Source organism: Flavobacterium aquidurense (assembly GCF_002217195.1).
In the GTDB taxonomy this organism is placed as follows: Bacteria; Bacteroidota; Bacteroidia; order Flavobacteriales; family Flavobacteriaceae; genus Flavobacterium; species Flavobacterium frigidimaris.
This window is the reverse complement of sequence record NZ_MUGR01000024.1, coordinates 118,563-134,157: the sequence shown is the minus strand read 5'-3', so window position 1 is coordinate 134,157 and position 15,595 is coordinate 118,563. Positions and strand designations below refer to the sequence as shown.

Genomic DNA, 15,595 nt, shown 5'->3' with positions numbered 1-15,595 from the left:
GAAAACTATTCTTGTTTAAAAAAACAAAAAAAAACTCTTTTTTAACGCAACCATTTCAAAAGATGACCATCTACAGTATATAACCTAATTAAATTTATCATGAAAAAATTAATGTTAAGCTTATTTATAGCTTTTGGATTTAGCGGATGCTCTCTTAATAACGACGATATAAGAGTAGATTGCGGACCAAGTGAAGAGGCTACTTTTGTAAACACTCCACTTCTGTGTTCATACAATGTTAATACGCCTCCTAATGTTCCAACTTATGTTTTAATATCTTCTGAAGAGAAATTAAAAAGTATTTTTACAAAGCGCGAAAGCTCTTGTCCAAATTCAGGTGATCTTACTATTGATTTTACCAAAAACTACATGATTGGTCTTTTCTCCGGTCTTAAAACCACCACTGGATATAGTATAAAAATAACTAGCATTGTAGAAAACAAGTGCGAAATTTTAGTTAACTATTACGAAAAATCACCTCAGCCTGGAGAACCAATTAGTTCAGCACCAAACTATCCTAGTGATTTTATCTTAATACCAAAAACTACAAAAACGATTCTTTTTAATAAAACTGTAGAGAATCCTGACAATATTATAGTAGGAAGTTATTTCAATCAATGCACTGGCGGAACTGATTGTCAAAAATTTTATCAAATAAATGATTTTAACATTTTGAAGTTTTTAAATGTTGTAGCTGGAGGTTATGATTTTAATCAATATAAATATACAGCAACAAGCAAAAAAGGAGATTACACATTGTTATTGAAAGCTGTTCCTGCAGAAATTTTAAGTTTAAAAGGACAAACAAAAACTTATGGTACACCAGATGCTGCTAACCAGGGAGGTACTTATTTTGAACTTCGTCAGGCAGGGATATCAACTAAGATTTTTATTGACAATAATGACACTGCAGATCAGAGTGCTGAAATAAAAGCTTTCAAAAAATTAATTCAGGAAAAAATCGCAGCTCAAAAATAATCGACTATGAAAAAGCAATTCTTATTATTTATTATGATGTGCTGTCTTTTTTCAAGTGCTTATTCACTGGAGTCAACAACCATGAATTCCGGTTCTATCGTGAACACCTGGATCTGGCAAAAATCGATTGGAGGAAGTAGCAATCCTTATACGGCAACTCCTAAAACCATAGGATTTACGAAGAAGGTAATATTTACTTCTAACGGAAGAGTGATTACCTACAAGAACAATGTAGAGATTAGAAATAGTATATATCAAATAGAAAAAGGCATCAGCTTTTTCGATCAGTCAGAACATGACCTGATTACTTTTGAGGGCAAGACTTACATCATAGAAAGCCTTGATAATCAAAATTTAACAATTGTAAGTAATAACCAGGACGCAGCCCGTACTATTTTTAAAAGATAGTTTTATAAGCTTATAAAAACTATTTTTGCAAAACCAAACAATACTACTTTTTTTGAAAGACGACTTAGAAAAATACATTCGGCTGTGCATAAAAAATGACAGAGAGGGACAACTGAAAATCTATCAGTTGTTCTCTCCTGTTTTATATGGTATATGCCTCAAGTATATGAAAAACGAAGATGATGCAAAGGATGTTTTCCAGGAAGCATTTGTCATTGTTTTTCAGAAAATAAGTCAATACAAATTCGAAGGAAGTTTTGAAGGATGGCTAAAACGTATTTTTATTAATAAACTAATCGAAACCTTAAATAAGAAGAAGAAAGAAAGTTTCTTTTTGGATGTCTTTGATGGTGATCCTGATTTTGTTGAAGAGGAAGAATTAGATGTTCCTCCTATAGAGCAAGACAAACTATTAGAATATATCCGGGATCTTCCTGATCAATACAGGACCGTTTTTAACCTGTATGTTTTTGAAAAAATGAAACACCGGGAAATTGCAGTATTACTAAAGATCTCAGAAGGAACATCCAAATCAAATTTAAATAGAGCCAAACACATATTGCAAAAAAGAATATTGAGCATAAAAAATTTTAAAATAGCATGAAAAAGCAAAATATAGAAGATATTTTTTCATCAATGGAAGACTTTTCAAGTGTTCCGCCTCCTGAATTGTGGGGTGAAATTGAGAAAAAATTAGACAAACCTAAAAAGAAGAAAAAAGTGATTCTTTGGTGGTCGGCTGCGGCATGCTTATTATTAGGCCTGCTACTCCCTTCTGTTTTAAATTTTACTTCGAATTCAGGAATCAAAACTATAAATGATGGTGCTACACAAAATAATGGTGTTGTTCTTGAGGAGAAAAAAAAGGAATTAGATACCAAAACAATACCAACTGATAAAACGAGTCCGGAATCAATACCGAATAAAAAACAATCAATTGCAACTGAAGATGTTCCTTCTTTGAAAAACAACGGAAACCAATTTAATAACACACAAAAAGTTCAAAACAATCAAACGGCAGTGGCACATTCTGACACTGAAAACCCTAATAATTCTGGTGTTTCAAATCTGAAATCGAACGCTTCAAAATCAAATATTAATGAGGCTGTAACAGAAAAAGCCCAAGTTGCGGTAACTGAAAAAACAGCTGGTTCAGATCAAAAAAACAAATTCAATTCAGGTTCACCAATTCAAATTGTGAATACTGAGAAGAAAACAGGAAATAAAACTTCATCTGAAAAGACATTTATTACAGGTAAAACAAACGGATTCAATACTGGTGCTAACAAACAAGTAGCAAATGCGGACAAAAAAGCTTCAGACAAAATTTTAACTGAAAAAACTTTTGCTGCCGGTAATGTAAATCCATTTAATTCTACTTCAAAAAATCAAATTTCGAAATCTATTTTTGAAGAACAGCAAACTTCAAAAAACAATCATAACATTGCTTTAAACACTACAGGTTTGAACAGTACTCAAAAAACTATTCTGGAAAATAAGGCAAAAGAAAACAGTGCAAACTTTTTATCTGAGAAACAAATAGCAAACAATCAGAAAAGTAATTCAAAGTTTAATGATGTCTTAAGCAAGCAGGATTCTGTACAATTGGCAGAACTTCAAAATTTAGAGAAAGGTATTGTAACTCCGGAAGACAAAAAAGAGAAAGAGAAAAATCCTCTTTCTAATGCTGAAAAATGGGCTGTGGAAGTTTTTGCGGGAGTAGCCAATTCTGAAAACTATAAAAATGACAAGACTCTTGGGAATGCAAATGATTCTAAACAAAGTAATTCGTACGGAGTAAAAACCAAATACAAAATCAACAAAAAATGGGCGGTTGCTTCCGGTTTAAAAATAAACGAATTGGGTCAGAGTGTTGCTAACGTTTCGTATTTAAATGCTCAAAACAATGCTTTTTTTAGCTCTAGTGATTACTTCAATCAAAAAGCTACGGCAGATGCAGCACCACATATTAGTACGAATGACAATTATGTATTTGTACCCAATACCACTTCGGATGCACTAAAACAAAATGGGATCCAAAGTAATAATATGCAAACAGGAAATTTAGATCAAAACCTACGATATCTCGAAATGCCTTTAGAAGTTTCGTATGCTATTTTTAGCAGAAACAAGGCAAGTATCAATTTGAATACGGGTGGTTTTGTTGGAAAACTAATTTCTAACAATGTGGCTTTAGACGGAAGTTCAATTGGAGAAAATGTCAATGCAAATGATTATGTTTACGGATCTACGCTGAGCAGTACGATACAATACAAGGTGTATAAAAAGACAAGTATTTTTGTTGAACCTGCAATGAATTATTATGTAAATCCATTAAGCAACCAGTCTTTCAATCAGTTTCAATGGGGATTGAATTTTGGTCTGAATGTTTCTTTTTAAAAAGTTTTTTTGTGGTAATTTTACCAAAATAACTCAAAAGGAATTTTTATCAAATGTCAATCAAAAACGACTGGAACAACCAGGAATCATTGCCGAAAGATTTAATTGTTGCCAATAATCTGGTTTATAACGGTTGTAGTTTTATCCTTTCACAACCTCAACCGGAAGCTGAAAGCGCTGATTATGATGCTTACCATTTTGACCTGAACGGAAAGCACATCTACTACAGAAAGGCAAAAATAACGCCAACAAAAACAGGACAATTTGTAACACTTTGGAAACGTAACGCAACCGGAATAATTGAACCTTTTGATTTTTCAGATGCAATAGATTTTGTAATTATCAGTGTTCGCAAGGATGATTTATTTGGACAATTTATCTTTCCTAAAAGCATTTTACTAGAAAAAGGAATCTTCTCGACGGCAACCAAAGAAGGAAAAAGAGCGACAAGAGTTTATCCGCCTTGGGACGAAACAACGAGTAAACAAGCTCAGAAAACACAACACTGGCAATTGGATTATTTTTATAAAATTACTCCTGTTCCGGATTTAAATAAATTCAAAATTTTATTTTAAAACATAAAAAAAGGCTACCTCATAATCAGGATAGCCTTTTATAATTTATATGAAGAAACACTAAATCGCTGTATAACCACCATCGGCAATGATATAACTTCCGGTTGTAAAAGAGGATTTTTCAGAACTCAGGAATACTACCAGCTCTGCAATTTCTTCGGCAGTTCCTAAACGGTTCATTGGCGCTTTTGCCGCAATTGCTTTCATAGCATCATTATTTAAATGGTCTTTTAGCAACGCTGTTTCAATATATCCCGGTCCAACTGCATTACAACGGATATTCTTTAATGCATATTCGGCCGCAATATTTTTAGTCAATCCCACAACACCATGTTTTGATGCTGTATAAGCAGGACTAAGCGGAGCTGCAACCTGTCCGTGAATCGAAGCAATATTTACAATACTTCCTCCTCCATTTTTTTCCATTTGTTCTAATTGGTAACGGCAGGCATAAAAAACACCGCTTAAATTCAACGCAATTACCTTATCCCAGGCTTCCGGCTCATACTCACCTGTTGGCTTCGCCGGTCCGCCCATTCCGGCATTGTTACACGAAATATCCAGTCGGCCGTATTTCGAAACCGTCACTTCAACCATATGTTTGTTGTCACTTGCACTTGACGAATCTCCTTTTACAAAAAAAGCTTCTCCACCTTTATCTTTTATCATTTTTACGGTTGCTTCACCGTGTTCTACGTTAATATCCGAAAGTACTACTTTTGCTCCTTCCCGAGCGTATGCTTCTGCCACTGCACGTCCAATTCCTGAACCTCCACCGGATACAAAAGCTACTTTATTTTCTAAAAGTGCCATTTTTATATATTTTAAATTAATACTACAATTTACGAATATCGAGAAGGACAGCCATTTTAAAAATGGAGTTTAGAATATAATTAACGCCATTTGCCAATCAAATGTTATTTCAGCTAAAAATGACCAAAACCAACAAAATATTCACTATCTAAAGAATAACGCTAATCCTCATCTAATTTCATATTCCCTCTGTCTTCATGACTTTCAGGATCAGCATTAGGATAACGATTGGGTGTTATGTCTGAATTTCTGTCTTTGTTCTCTACCGTTTTTTTAGCTTCTTCATCTGTCGAAACTCCGCGGTTTGCATTGGCGCTGTCAGTACTCTTTTTACCAGGAACTTCTTTTATTTCTTCATTTACATCCCTTGCTCTGTCGACAACTTCCTTATTTCCATTGGCATCTGTTACGACTTCCTTCTTCAGCTTTGATTTATCCGATTCTGTCTCGTGCGAAACATTTTTACCTTTAGATTCATCTGTATTTTTTTGTACTCCATTTATCTTTTTTGACCCTAAATTATTAGTTTCCATAATTTTGTATTTTAGCGTTAGTCTTATAATATTACGAATTCTAAGACGAAAAAATAAGTCCTTTAACATTGCTTTTGGATTATTCAACCAATATTTTAATTACATCTGAAACAAAACTATCTTTGCCACAAAAAAGCAAACATGCATCAACACTTTATTCTTTTTAAACCTTATGGCTATCTGAGCCAATTTATATATGAATTAAAAAGAAAGAAAAAGCTTCTGGGAGAATTACACGATTTTCCGCAAGGCACAATGGCAATTGGCAGGCTTGATGAAGATTCTGAAGGATTGCTTTTGCTTACTACTGACGGAAAAGTAAGCGAACAGATAAGAAGCAAAAAAGTAGATAAGGAATATTATGTTCAGGTTGATGGCGTTATTACACCGGAAGCTATTGAAGAACTGCAAAAAGGAGTTGAGATTGGTTTCGATGGCGGTAAATACAAAACAAAACCCTGTTCTGCTTTTATTGTTACTGAAATTCCGGATTTTGGTCCCAGAGCAAAAAAAATACGTGACGAACGCCACGGTCCAACTTCGTGGGCATCGATAACCGTAAATGAAGGCAAGTTTCGACAGGTTCGTAAAATGACCGCCGCAGTTGGTTTTCCTACTTTACGATTGGTCCGTGTTCGAATAGGAAATGTATATTTACAAAACCTAAAAGCCGGAGAAGTTATAGAAGTTCCGGATTTTAAATTAGATAATGTCAATTAGATAATTATTAAAAACTCATAATTCATAACTCTTAATTCATAACTCAAAAAAAATGCTAAACGTTGTTCTTGTCGAACCTGAGATACCAAATAACACCGGAAATATCGGAAGATTGTGTGTAGGCACAGAGAGTAGATTGCACTTAATTCATCCGTTTGGATTTGTGATTAATGATAAAAACCTGAAACGTTCCGGTTTGGATTACTGGGTACACCTTGATGTAACCGAGTACCAAAACATTGAAGAATGGATCAGTCAGATTCCGGATCAGTCGCGTGTTTTTCTGATGAGTTCACATGCCGAAAAATCATATCTCGAAACTGATTTTCAGGATGGAGACTGGCTGGTTTTTGGGAAGGAAAGCGTGGGTTTAAGTCAGGAAGTTTTAGCTCGTTTTGACAATCACTTAACAATTCCGATGTCGAAACTAATCCGCAGTTTTAATATAGCCAATTCAGTGGCTTTTGTTGTTGGAGAAGCGAAGAGACAAATTGGTTTGAAGAGATAATATGCTAAAAGAGATAACAGTCAATGAAGCATTAAAAAAAGGAAGGGCAAAACTTGTTTACCTTCCCATGTTTGTCACTTTTGCAATCATCATTTTAAGTATTGTTTTAAGCACTTACGAAATAGTTTCCAGCTGGATTATTCTAATAGGATTTGTGGCCGGATTTCTATGCGGCTGGCTAACCTGGAGTTATTTTGTCAATAAATGGAAAATCTGGGCATTTGGCAATGTCCGAAATGTTCGTGAATTAAAACGAAAAGCAATTGAGCAAAAATTAATCTGGAAGGATGACAGTTGGTTTGAAAAAACAGAATTCAAAAGTTTAGAACAAAAAACAAAACTAAAATCACTGGAAAAAAAATTCCTTGAAAAAGATATTTATCAAGACGACATCAATGTACCCAAAGAAACAATAATTTTTTATTCTAAAACATCTCTGGTATTTTTATTAGTTATAAGTATAGGTATGATTTCTATTGGCGTATATTTTCTTCTCAAGAAAGATTATTATATGTCTATCCTTATCGTGATGGGTTTATATCTTTGCTACGATCAAATTAAAAAATTAAGAGATAACAATCCTCAAATCACAATTAATGCTAAAGGCATAAAATTGAAAAACGAAAAAATGGTTTCGTGGAATAAAATCTATGATGAAAGAGTGTTCACCCAAAAAGGAGGCAGAAATTCTACAAATTATCTCGCATTTAATGATGAAATGGTTGACATTGGAGACTTAACTATAAAATTTGAAGAATTAGAAAAATTACTTCAGGTTTACAGAGTCCGCTTTGAAAACCAGAATTAAGTAATCACAAACTTCCCTTTTTCTGCATCAAAAGTAATATGTTCATCTTTGAACAAAGTAGCAAAACTTCCGTTTGAAATTAAATTACAAGGTTCATCCTGAACAATCAATTCCGGTGTCATAATAATCATTTCGTCACTTAGCTGAATCGCCAAATCGATATCATGAGTCGAAAATAAAATACACTTTTGGGTTTCCTGTGTTAGCTTTTTCAGCAATTTAAACAATGAAACTTTGTGCAGTAAATCAAGATGTGTTGTGGGTTCATCCAGAATAATTAGCGGTGTGTCCTGCGCCAACGCTCTTGCAATTAAAACCTTTTGCAATTGTCCGTCACTAATTTCATAGTGTTTTTTATGAGCCAGATGTTCGATTTGAGTCAGTTGCAAGGCTTCCTGAATTTTCTCAATGTCAATTGGCGTCAATGTGTCAATCCAATTGGTGTAAGGCTGACGTCCCAAAGCGACTAACTCAAACACGGAAAGGTTACTTGGCGGCAGTTTTTCGGTTAAAACTAAACTTAAATTCTGTGCTAAATCCAGAGGTTTATAGGTATTTATATCTTTATTGTTCAACAAAACGTTTCCTGATAAAGGCTGCTGAATGCCGGTAATAGTCCGCAACAAAGTCGATTTCCCAATTCCGTTAGCTCCAATTAAAGAGATGAGTTTTCCTGAGCTTAAATTCAAATTCAGATTCTCAGCAATAACCACAGTTGCTTTCTTGGACTTGTAGCCAATAGTTAAGTTTGAGGTTTTTAGGATATTTTTCATCTTTTAAAGATACTACGGTTCTGAGATGCTAAGTTGCTAAGTTTTTCTGCAACAGTTTATAATGATTAAAATGATTTTAAAAATCTGAGTAAATCTGTTAAATCCACATAATCTGTGGACCAATACAATCTTATTGAAAATTTCTTTTTCGCATTAATAAATATACAACCACCGGGGCTCCAATTATAGACGTTATAGCGTTGATTGGCAATGTGGTTTCTAATCCCGGCAATTGCGATGCTATATCACAAAACAACATAATTATACCGCCATAAAAAAACGTACTCCAATATAAAACGGAATGGTTACTGGTCTGAAAAGTAAGCTTTGCAATGTGCGGAACAGCCAGTCCTATAAAAGCTATCGGGCCTGCAAAAGCTGTAACACTTCCGGCGAGAATACTTGTTGCAAATATGATAATTAGTCTCGCTTTTTTGTAATTCATTCCCATGCTTTTAGCATAATTCTCCCCTAAAAGTAATGCGTTTAAAGGCTTTATACTACTTGCACTTAAAAGCAAGCCAAAACCAACACAAACGGATAAAACAGCAATAGATGTCCAGGAAAGATTCCCGAGACTTCCTAAGGACCAAAACGTAAATTTCTGTAATTGTTCAGCTGAACTAAAATAGGTTAAAACACCAACAATAGCACTGGTAAAACTACCAAACATAAGACCAACAATTAGAATTGCCATTGTATTTCGCAATCGTTGTGCAACTAATAAAACCAACATTAAAACTGAAACACTTCCTAAAGTAGAAGCCAATACGATTGCGTATGGTGATACTAAAATAGTGTTTAAGAACGACGGCAGTAAACCTGCACCCAAAATTACAATTGCAACGGCCAATATTGCTCCTGAACTTAGCCCCAAAACATCTGGTCCCGCAAGCGGATTTCTAAATAATGTCTGCATGAGCAAACCACTTATCGACAATCCTACGCCCACTAACATCGCAGTAATTGCTTTTGGCAAACGATAATTAATAATAATATACTCCCACGTCGATTTACTGGCCTGCCCCCCCATCAAACTGGTATACACTTCTTTGAACGGGATGGTAACGGATCCTAAACTAATGTCCAGAAAAAACATGAATAAAAGTGCAATACCAAGTACGGAAAACAGGATTATATTTCGCTTTTTATTAATCAATGCAATTAGTTTAATTTAGAGGCAAAAGTAAACTCATAGCTTGGCAATAATTCAGGATGAAAGATCTTGATATAGTCTTTTAATACTAAATCCGGTCGGCTTGGTGCCAGTTCATAGTAAACTGTTCCTCCGGTCGCTCCATACTTTCCTTCGAATGTATATACGTTTTTGTTTTTAAAAGCATCAAACTGACTATAATGCGGATTCGCTTTTTCTACTTCTGCCAAGGTTTTAAACGAACCGGAAGCAATCCAGAAATTAGCCGTTTTTCCTTTCACCAAAATTTTTTCGAATGATAAACCTTCGCTTCCCGTTCCTTTTAGGTCTGCCCATAAATAATTGGCATGCGCATCTTTCATAAACTGCGCTACCCAGCTATTTCCTTTGGCTACATACCAGACATCTTCGTACATAGAACCGTATAAAACAGTTGACGATGCAGGTTTATCCGCTACTAGTTTCTTCGCCTGATCGTAACTCAAAACGATTTTATCAAACAATTCTTTAGCTTTATCTTCTTTACCAAACAAAGCGCCGTAAAGTTTAATCCATTCTGCTTTTCCTAATGGAGACTGCTCCATCCAGTCTGCCTGGATAAAAACGTTCAGTCCACTTTTTTTCAAATTGTCTAACGCAGCATTATTGTTATCAACACCAAAAGTCACAATCAAATCCGGAGACAATTCTATTAACTGCTCGATATTTAATTTTTCGTTTTCTCCCACATTTTTAACAGCTCCTTTATCGATCAGAGCTCGTGTTTTTTCAGATGAAACATAATCTGTATGCGGAAAACCTACTAATTTATCTTCGACTTCTAACATTTCAAGAAAAGGAATATTAGTGGTCGAAGTCACAACAACAGATTCTAAAGGAACTTTTATAGTGGTATATTTTTGTAAACTATCAGGAACTTTTGCGTCTTTTTCTTTTAAGACATACGTAAATTTTGCATTGGCATTTGGCCACGGATCTGAAACTGTCACCACTGAATATCCTTTGTTTTTCACAATAGAAAGTCCGGAAGCATATTCAATACTGTTTTTTGCAATCTCTGTTTTTTCAATCTCTGTGGTTTCATTCTTTTTACATCCAACAAGAATAAAAAAAGGCAGAATAAAAATTAATTTAGGCAATAAATGTTTCATCTGTAGGTTGTCTTTTTTTTAAAGGAATAATTTTTGCTTCTCCGCTTTTAGGTCGTAATGGGAACTATTACGATTCTATAATTTACATTTTGATAGTGACAAAGGTAACGTAATTTCTATTTTTTATGCTTACCTTTATTCTTACAAAAACAAAAAAAATACCATCTTTAACCTATGAATAGCATAAAAACAAAAGTTTGCTCTAGCTGCGAATCTTCTTTTAGTTGTGGAGATCTGTCTGTAGAAAGCAAGTGTTGGTGTAATGACTTCCCTCCTATTTTTAACCTTTCTGAAGGAAACGATTGTCTCTGTCCCGTTTGCTTCAAAGAAGCTTGCGAAGACAAAATTGATGCCTATATAGAAACAATGACACCTCAAAAAGCCCTTAAAAATAAAGCAATATCTTTACCAAAACAAGAAAAACTAATTGAAGGAATTGATTATTATATCGAAGATGGCAAATATGTTTTTAAAACATGGTTTCATCTAAAAAGGGGAACTTGCTGCGGAAATGATTGCCGACATTGCCCTTATTGAAAATTGTTAATTATAAATTATTAGTGATAAGTTTATGACTATTTTTTTATACTATTGGTCTTTCGCGTTAGAGATAAAGCGATATATACCGATTTAGAGAAACAAGGTTTTTTAGCTGTAGTTTTTGTTAATCGGGAATAAAGCGGATAACCCTACCATAGGTAACGCCCTAACAATTCACATTTTACAACTAACGATTCACAATTAAAATGATTTACTTAATTACCGGAGGCGAGCGATCAGGAAAAAGCAGTTATGCCCAAACCTTAGCCTTACAACTTTCAGATTCACCAATATATGTGGCGACGGCCAGAAAATGGGATGCTGATTTTCAGAATAGAATCAGCCGCCATCAGCAGGAACGCGACGAAAGATGGACGAATATTGAGAAAGAAAAATATTTAAGTGAAATTGATTTTACCAACAAAATAGCGCTAATTGACTGTGTAACGCTGTGGCTGACAAACTTTTTTACCGATCATGACTATGACGTGAATTTAAGTCTGGAAGAAGCCAAAAAGGAATTTCTTACGGTTGCAAATCACAAAAATGCAACTCTTATTATTGTAACCAACGAAATTGGAATGGGGGTTCACGCTGAAACTCCTATTGGCAGAAAATTTACCGAATTGCAGGGCTGGATGAATCAGTTTTTAGCCTCTAATGCGGATGAAGTGGTTTTGATGGTTTCCGGAATTCCGGTTAAAATAAAAGGGCAATTTTAAAAATCAATAATAAAAAGAAAATCCAAATTTTTTAAATTCCAAATTCCAACGTTATACTTTATCTTTACTTAAACCTTTAAACTTTCAGATTTTTCTTGATATTGATTTTTGCAATTGATATTGAATTGGAATTTGGAATTTAAAAAAATTGGAACTTAAAAATGAGCTACTTAGATGATATTTTAAAATCGCGCCGTGACACCCGACATTTTACTGCTGATGAAGTTCCTGACGAAGTGATCGAAAAAGCTTTGCAAGCCGGGCATTGGGCACCTTCTGTTGGATTGACAGATGCTACGCGTTATTTTATTATTAAGTCTCCCGAAGTAAAAACCGCTGTAAAGGTTCTTTTTTTAGATTATAACAAAAAAGCGGAAGAACTTACAGATAATCCAGAACAAAAAGAACGCTACAAATCATTGAAGTTAGAAGCAATTGAAGAAGCTCCAATTGGACTTATCATTGCCTATGACCGATCTGTTCTGAATCAGTTTACGATTGGAACTGTGGGAAGTAATGAAGCCGTAAAATTCAGCTCGGTTTGTGCCGCACAAAATATCTGGCTTTCGCTTACAGAACAAGGATACGGAATGGGTTGGGTTTCTATTTTGAATTATTATCAGTTTAAAAAGATTCTTGATTTACCTGAAAACATTGAGCCATTGGGTTATTTCTGTATTGGAAAACCAGCAACAAATTACGACAATCAACCGATGTTGCAACAGCTGAACTGGAAACAAAAATCAGAAGCTCCGGATTGTAAAGAAATTAAGATTATTACGGAATGTAACATCTCTGATTTACCTATCAAGACTTCTGTTAAAAGCGAAACCTCAAATGAATTCAGTGCGCTTTTGCAGGAAAAAATAGACTCAAAAACAAAACCTCTTGGCGCTCTGGGAACTTTAGAGACATTGGCTTTTCAGATCGCAACGGTTTTCAACACTTTAACTCCCCAAATATCAAATCCAAATATCATCGTTTTTGCCGCTGATCACGGAATTGCCAATCATGGCGTGAGTGCATATCCACAAGATGTTACCCGACAAATGGTTGCGAATTTTCTCGAAGGCGGTGCCGCCATAAATGTTTTCTGTAATCAAAATGAGATTCAGTTATCGATTGTCGATGCAGGAGTCAATTATGATTTCCCTACAAATGCTAATTTGATTAACGCCAAAATTGCTAAAGGAACGCAGTCCTTTTTGCACATTCCGGCCATGAGCGAAACGGAATTGCATTTGTGTTTCGAAAAAGGAAAATCTATTGTTGACAACATTGCAAAAACGGGTTCTAACTGTATTGGTTTTGGCGAAATGGGAATTGGAAATACTTCTACAGCTTCGGTTTTAATGAGTGTTGTAACAGGTTTACCTATCGAAGAATGTGTTGGCAAAGGAACTGGTATCGAACAGGAGAAACTGATTCAGAAACAAAATCTACTCAAAATTGCGATTGAAAATTATTCCGGTGAAGATCAATTAGAACAACAACTCGCTTATTTTGGAGGTTTCGAAATTATACAAATCGCTGGTGGAATGTTAGCTGCGTACGAAAACAAAATGTTGATTTTAGTTGATGGTTTTATTTGTAGTGTTGCCTTTTTGATTGCTTCACAAATTAATCCTGAAATTAAAAATAACGCTGTTTTCTGTCATTGCTCTGCTGAAAAAGCGCATGGCAAATTATTAAATTACTTAGATGCAAAACCTATTTTAAATCTGGATTTGCGTTTGGGCGAAGGAACAGGATGCGCGATTGCTTTTCCTGTTTTGAAATCTGCTGCAGTTTTTCTCAATGATATGGCAAGTTTTGAAAGTGCCGGAGTGAGCAGGAAGTAGAGAAGTTGCAGTTTTCAGTTTCAGTATTGAGTATTCATCTTAAATTTATAATCACACTTTCTTAAATGAAAAAAGAACTACATATTTTTTTTACCTCTTTAATGTTTTACACCAGAATTCCGTGTCCAAAAAACATTGATCATCATCCTGATTATTTAAACAAAGCCACTCGCTATTTTCCTTTGATCGGCTGGATTGTGGGCAGCATTTCTTTTCTGGCTTTTTACCTTTCTTCTCTTTTTCTTTCTGTAGAAACTGCGGTAATTTTTGCCTTAATTATTTCTGTACTTACTACTGGAGCTTTTCACGAAGATGGTTTTGCAGATGTTTGTGATGGTTTTGGCGGAGGCTGGACCAAAGAAAAAATTCTGATCATTATGAAAGATAGTGCTATTGGTGCTTATGGAGCTATTGGTTTGGTTTTACTTTTTTTATTAAAATTCAAATTACTTTCTGAATCTGTTTCGCTTTTTAAATCAGATAATTCTCTTGTTCTTTTTCAGGTTTTTCTTTTATTTGTTTCTGCTCATGCCTTGAGTCGTTTGGCTGCTATTTCGATTATTTTCACTCATGAATATTCGCGGGATGACGCTTCCAGTAAAAGTAAGCCTATCGCTAAAAATCACACCTGGAAAGAGATATTGGGCTCATTTTTCTTTGGATTAATTCCGTTATTGTTTTTGTCTTATTTTCAATATCAATTTCTTTTGGCACTAATTCCGGTATTTATAATGCGTTATTTTTTAGCCCGTTATTTCCAGAAATGGATCGACGGTTACACGGGAGATTGTCTTGGGGCAACACAACAAGTTTGTGAAGTCGTTTATTATTTAAGTATTCTTTTGATATGGAAATTTATCTAGTTCGCCACACTGAAACAATTTGCAAAAAAGGAGTTTGCTACGGACAATCAGATGTTGATATCGCAGCACCTTTTGAAGCTGTTTTCGAAAATATTCTCTTGCAATTACCGTCAGAAGCTGTAGTCTTTTCGAGTCCCCTGAAACGTTGTTTGATTTTGTCCGAATACATTCAGGAAAACATTAAAGTAATTGCATTCGAAAAAGATGCACGATTAATAGAAATGAATTTTGGTGATTGGGAACTGAAAAACTGGAATGATATTCCGCCTGAAGAACTAAATCCCTGGATGGAAGATTTTGTAACTATTAATGCTAAAAACGGGGAATCCTTTACGGAACTCCACAATAGAGTTGTTGATTTTTTATCTCAAATCTCAAAAGAAATAACGACACCTATCGTTATTGTAGCACATGCCGGTGTAGTCAGAAGTATCTTATGCCATTATAGTGCATTGCCGCTAAAAGATGCTTTTAACAATAAAGTAGATTTTGGACAGGTCATCAAAATTGAAGTATAAGTGTCTTTTTGATTAGAATTTGTTTTTAAAACATAAACAAATTTGAAAAATCGACAATTTTAACTTTATCTTTGCACGAAATTAAGGTTGTGTTTATTTTTTTAAACACATTAAAAGGGAATCAAGTAATAATTAGAAAATCTTGAGCTGTACCCGCAACTGTATGCTTTGTTCTTAAACGAATGTTTGTTGTTAACTCCAAAACCACTGCTCGCTCCGGCGAATGGGAAGGTAAACAACAAAACGCAAGCCAGGAGACCTGCCTTTGTAACCAATATCGAGCTCTCG

General features: G+C 34.7%; 18 protein-coding genes and 1 riboswitch. Of the genes, 13 read left to right on the top strand and 5 right to left on the bottom strand.

Annotated elements, in window-relative coordinates:
- The first annotated feature begins 99 nt into the window (after positions 1-99).
- The 5 genes from B0A67_RS12955 to B0A67_RS12935 are packed head-to-tail and all read left to right on the top strand — an operon-like array spanning position 100 to position 4,361.
- Positions 100-978, top strand: coding sequence for a protease complex subunit PrcB family protein (locus tag B0A67_RS12955; RefSeq protein WP_072959106.1), 879 nt, complete (start codon positions 100-102; stop codon positions 976-978).
- Positions 979-984: 6 nt separating this feature from the next.
- Entirely contained in the window at positions 985-1,386 is a 402-nt protein-coding gene (locus B0A67_RS12950) for a hypothetical protein (RefSeq protein WP_072959103.1), read from the top strand.
- A 52-nt stretch (positions 1,387-1,438) separates the two neighbouring features.
- A complete protein-coding gene (locus B0A67_RS12945; protein ID WP_072959100.1) occupies positions 1,439-1,990 on the top strand; it encodes an RNA polymerase sigma factor in 552 nt (183 codons plus the stop codon).
- Positions 1,987-3,786: a hypothetical protein gene (locus tag B0A67_RS12940; protein ID WP_072959097.1), complete on the top strand. Its 1,800-nt coding sequence runs from the start codon at positions 1,987-1,989 to the stop codon at positions 3,784-3,786. The genes B0A67_RS12945 and B0A67_RS12940 overlap by 4 nt, the downstream gene beginning before the upstream one ends.
- Positions 3,787-3,839: 53 nt before the next feature.
- A complete protein-coding gene (locus tag B0A67_RS12935; protein WP_072959094.1) occupies positions 3,840-4,361 on the top strand; it encodes a MepB family protein in 522 nt (173 codons plus the stop codon).
- Positions 4,362-4,421: 60 nt separating this feature from the next.
- Here the strand turns inward: B0A67_RS12935 and B0A67_RS12930 are convergent, their stop codons facing one another.
- Both B0A67_RS12930 and B0A67_RS12925 read right to left on the bottom strand, forming a co-directional pair.
- Entirely contained in the window at positions 4,422-5,174 is a 753-nt protein-coding gene (locus B0A67_RS12930; RefSeq protein WP_072959092.1) for an SDR family NAD(P)-dependent oxidoreductase, read from the bottom strand.
- 161 nt (positions 5,175-5,335) lie between these two features.
- Positions 5,336-5,707: a hypothetical protein gene (locus B0A67_RS12925; RefSeq protein ID WP_072959091.1), complete on the bottom strand. Its 372-nt coding sequence runs from the start codon at positions 5,705-5,707 to the stop codon at positions 5,336-5,338.
- Between the two features lie 141 nt (positions 5,708-5,848).
- Between B0A67_RS12925 and B0A67_RS12920 the strand changes: the two genes are divergently transcribed.
- The 3 genes from B0A67_RS12920 to B0A67_RS12910 are packed head-to-tail and all read left to right on the top strand — an operon-like array spanning position 5,849 to position 7,743.
- On the top strand, positions 5,849-6,427 hold the full coding sequence (locus tag B0A67_RS12920; RefSeq protein WP_072959088.1) for a pseudouridine synthase: 579 nt from the start codon (positions 5,849-5,851) through the stop codon (positions 6,425-6,427).
- Between the two features lie 52 nt (positions 6,428-6,479).
- Positions 6,480-6,935: a tRNA (cytidine(34)-2'-O)-methyltransferase gene (locus B0A67_RS12915; RefSeq protein ID WP_072959085.1), complete on the top strand. Its 456-nt coding sequence runs from the start codon at positions 6,480-6,482 to the stop codon at positions 6,933-6,935.
- Position 6,936: 1 nt separating this feature from the next.
- A complete protein-coding gene (locus B0A67_RS12910) occupies positions 6,937-7,743 on the top strand; it encodes a hypothetical protein (protein ID WP_072959081.1) in 807 nt (268 codons plus the stop codon).
- On the opposite strand, the gene B0A67_RS12905 is transcribed toward B0A67_RS12910, so the two are convergent.
- The 3 genes from B0A67_RS12905 to B0A67_RS12895 form a co-directional block, all read right to left on the bottom strand.
- Entirely contained in the window at positions 7,740-8,516 is a 777-nt protein-coding gene (locus B0A67_RS12905; protein WP_072959078.1) for an ABC transporter ATP-binding protein, read from the bottom strand. The genes B0A67_RS12910 and B0A67_RS12905 overlap by 4 nt on opposite strands.
- A gap of 130 nt (positions 8,517-8,646) precedes the next feature.
- The gene (locus B0A67_RS12900) at positions 8,647-9,675 is read right to left on the bottom strand and encodes an iron ABC transporter permease (RefSeq protein WP_394364340.1); all 1,029 of its coding nucleotides are present in this window, start codon (positions 9,673-9,675) and stop codon (positions 8,647-8,649) included.
- Positions 9,676-9,680: 5 nt separating this feature from the next.
- Positions 9,681-10,823: an ABC transporter substrate-binding protein gene (locus tag B0A67_RS12895; protein ID WP_072959071.1), complete on the bottom strand. Its 1,143-nt coding sequence runs from the start codon at positions 10,821-10,823 to the stop codon at positions 9,681-9,683.
- A 174-nt stretch (positions 10,824-10,997) separates the two neighbouring features.
- Here B0A67_RS12895 and B0A67_RS12890 point away from each other — a divergent pair, with 174 nt between their 5' ends.
- From B0A67_RS12890 to cobC, 5 genes are all read left to right on the top strand, one after another.
- Complete coding sequence (locus B0A67_RS12890) at positions 10,998-11,360, top strand: DUF5522 domain-containing protein (protein WP_072959068.1); 363 nt, start codon at positions 10,998-11,000, stop codon at positions 11,358-11,360.
- Positions 11,361-11,569: 209 nt separating this feature from the next.
- Complete coding sequence (gene cobU, locus B0A67_RS12885; protein WP_072959065.1) at positions 11,570-12,085, top strand: bifunctional adenosylcobinamide kinase/adenosylcobinamide-phosphate guanylyltransferase; 516 nt, start codon at positions 11,570-11,572, stop codon at positions 12,083-12,085.
- A gap of 161 nt (positions 12,086-12,246) precedes the next feature.
- A complete protein-coding gene (gene cobT / locus B0A67_RS12880) occupies positions 12,247-13,926 on the top strand; it encodes a nicotinate-nucleotide--dimethylbenzimidazole phosphoribosyltransferase (RefSeq protein WP_072959062.1) in 1,680 nt (559 codons plus the stop codon).
- 65 nt (positions 13,927-13,991) lie between these two features.
- Entirely contained in the window at positions 13,992-14,789 is a 798-nt protein-coding gene (locus tag B0A67_RS12875; RefSeq protein WP_072959059.1) for an adenosylcobinamide-GDP ribazoletransferase, read from the top strand.
- Complete coding sequence (gene cobC, locus B0A67_RS12870; RefSeq protein WP_072959056.1) at positions 14,774-15,307, top strand: alpha-ribazole phosphatase; 534 nt, start codon at positions 14,774-14,776, stop codon at positions 15,305-15,307. Before B0A67_RS12875 ends, cobC begins: the two co-directional genes overlap by 16 nt.
- Before the next feature lie 67 nt (positions 15,308-15,374).
- Positions 15,375-15,588, top strand: a riboswitch (cobalamin riboswitch).
- Positions 15,589-15,595: the final 7 nt, after the last annotated feature.

What these genes read in the sequence shown, in the direction of transcription:
- B0A67_RS12955 (WP_072959106.1), top strand. Translation starts at nt 100, where the DNA reads ATGAAAAAATTAATGTTAAGCTTATTTATAGCTTTTGGATTTAGCGGA.
- B0A67_RS12950 (WP_072959103.1), top strand. Translation starts at nt 985, where the DNA reads ATGAAAAAGCAATTCTTATTATTTATTATGATGTGCTGTCTTTTTTCA.
- B0A67_RS12940 (WP_072959097.1), top strand. Translation starts at nt 1,987, where the DNA reads ATGAAAAAGCAAAATATAGAAGATATTTTTTCATCAATGGAAGACTTT.
- B0A67_RS12935 (WP_072959094.1), top strand. Translation starts at nt 3,840, where the DNA reads ATGTCAATCAAAAACGACTGGAACAACCAGGAATCATTGCCGAAAGAT.
- B0A67_RS12930 (WP_072959092.1), bottom strand. Translation starts at nt 5,174, where the DNA reads ATGGCACTTTTAGAAAATAAAGTAGCTTTTGTATCCGGTGGAGGTTCA.
- B0A67_RS12925 (WP_072959091.1), bottom strand. Translation starts at nt 5,707, where the DNA reads ATGGAAACTAATAATTTAGGGTCAAAAAAGATAAATGGAGTACAAAAA.
- B0A67_RS12920 (WP_072959088.1), top strand. Translation starts at nt 5,849, where the DNA reads ATGCATCAACACTTTATTCTTTTTAAACCTTATGGCTATCTGAGCCAA.
- B0A67_RS12915 (WP_072959085.1), top strand. Translation starts at nt 6,480, where the DNA reads ATGCTAAACGTTGTTCTTGTCGAACCTGAGATACCAAATAACACCGGA.
- B0A67_RS12910 (WP_072959081.1), top strand. Translation starts at nt 6,937, where the DNA reads ATGCTAAAAGAGATAACAGTCAATGAAGCATTAAAAAAAGGAAGGGCA.
- B0A67_RS12905 (WP_072959078.1), bottom strand. Translation starts at nt 8,516, where the DNA reads ATGAAAAATATCCTAAAAACCTCAAACTTAACTATTGGCTACAAGTCC.
- B0A67_RS12895 (WP_072959071.1), bottom strand. Translation starts at nt 10,823, where the DNA reads ATGAAACATTTATTGCCTAAATTAATTTTTATTCTGCCTTTTTTTATT.
- B0A67_RS12890 (WP_072959068.1), top strand. Translation starts at nt 10,998, where the DNA reads ATGAATAGCATAAAAACAAAAGTTTGCTCTAGCTGCGAATCTTCTTTT.
- cobU (WP_072959065.1), top strand. Translation starts at nt 11,570, where the DNA reads ATGATTTACTTAATTACCGGAGGCGAGCGATCAGGAAAAAGCAGTTAT.
- cobT (WP_072959062.1), top strand. Translation starts at nt 12,247, where the DNA reads ATGAGCTACTTAGATGATATTTTAAAATCGCGCCGTGACACCCGACAT.
- B0A67_RS12875 (WP_072959059.1), top strand. Translation starts at nt 13,992, where the DNA reads ATGAAAAAAGAACTACATATTTTTTTTACCTCTTTAATGTTTTACACC.
- cobC (WP_072959056.1), top strand. Translation starts at nt 14,774, where the DNA reads ATGGAAATTTATCTAGTTCGCCACACTGAAACAATTTGCAAAAAAGGA.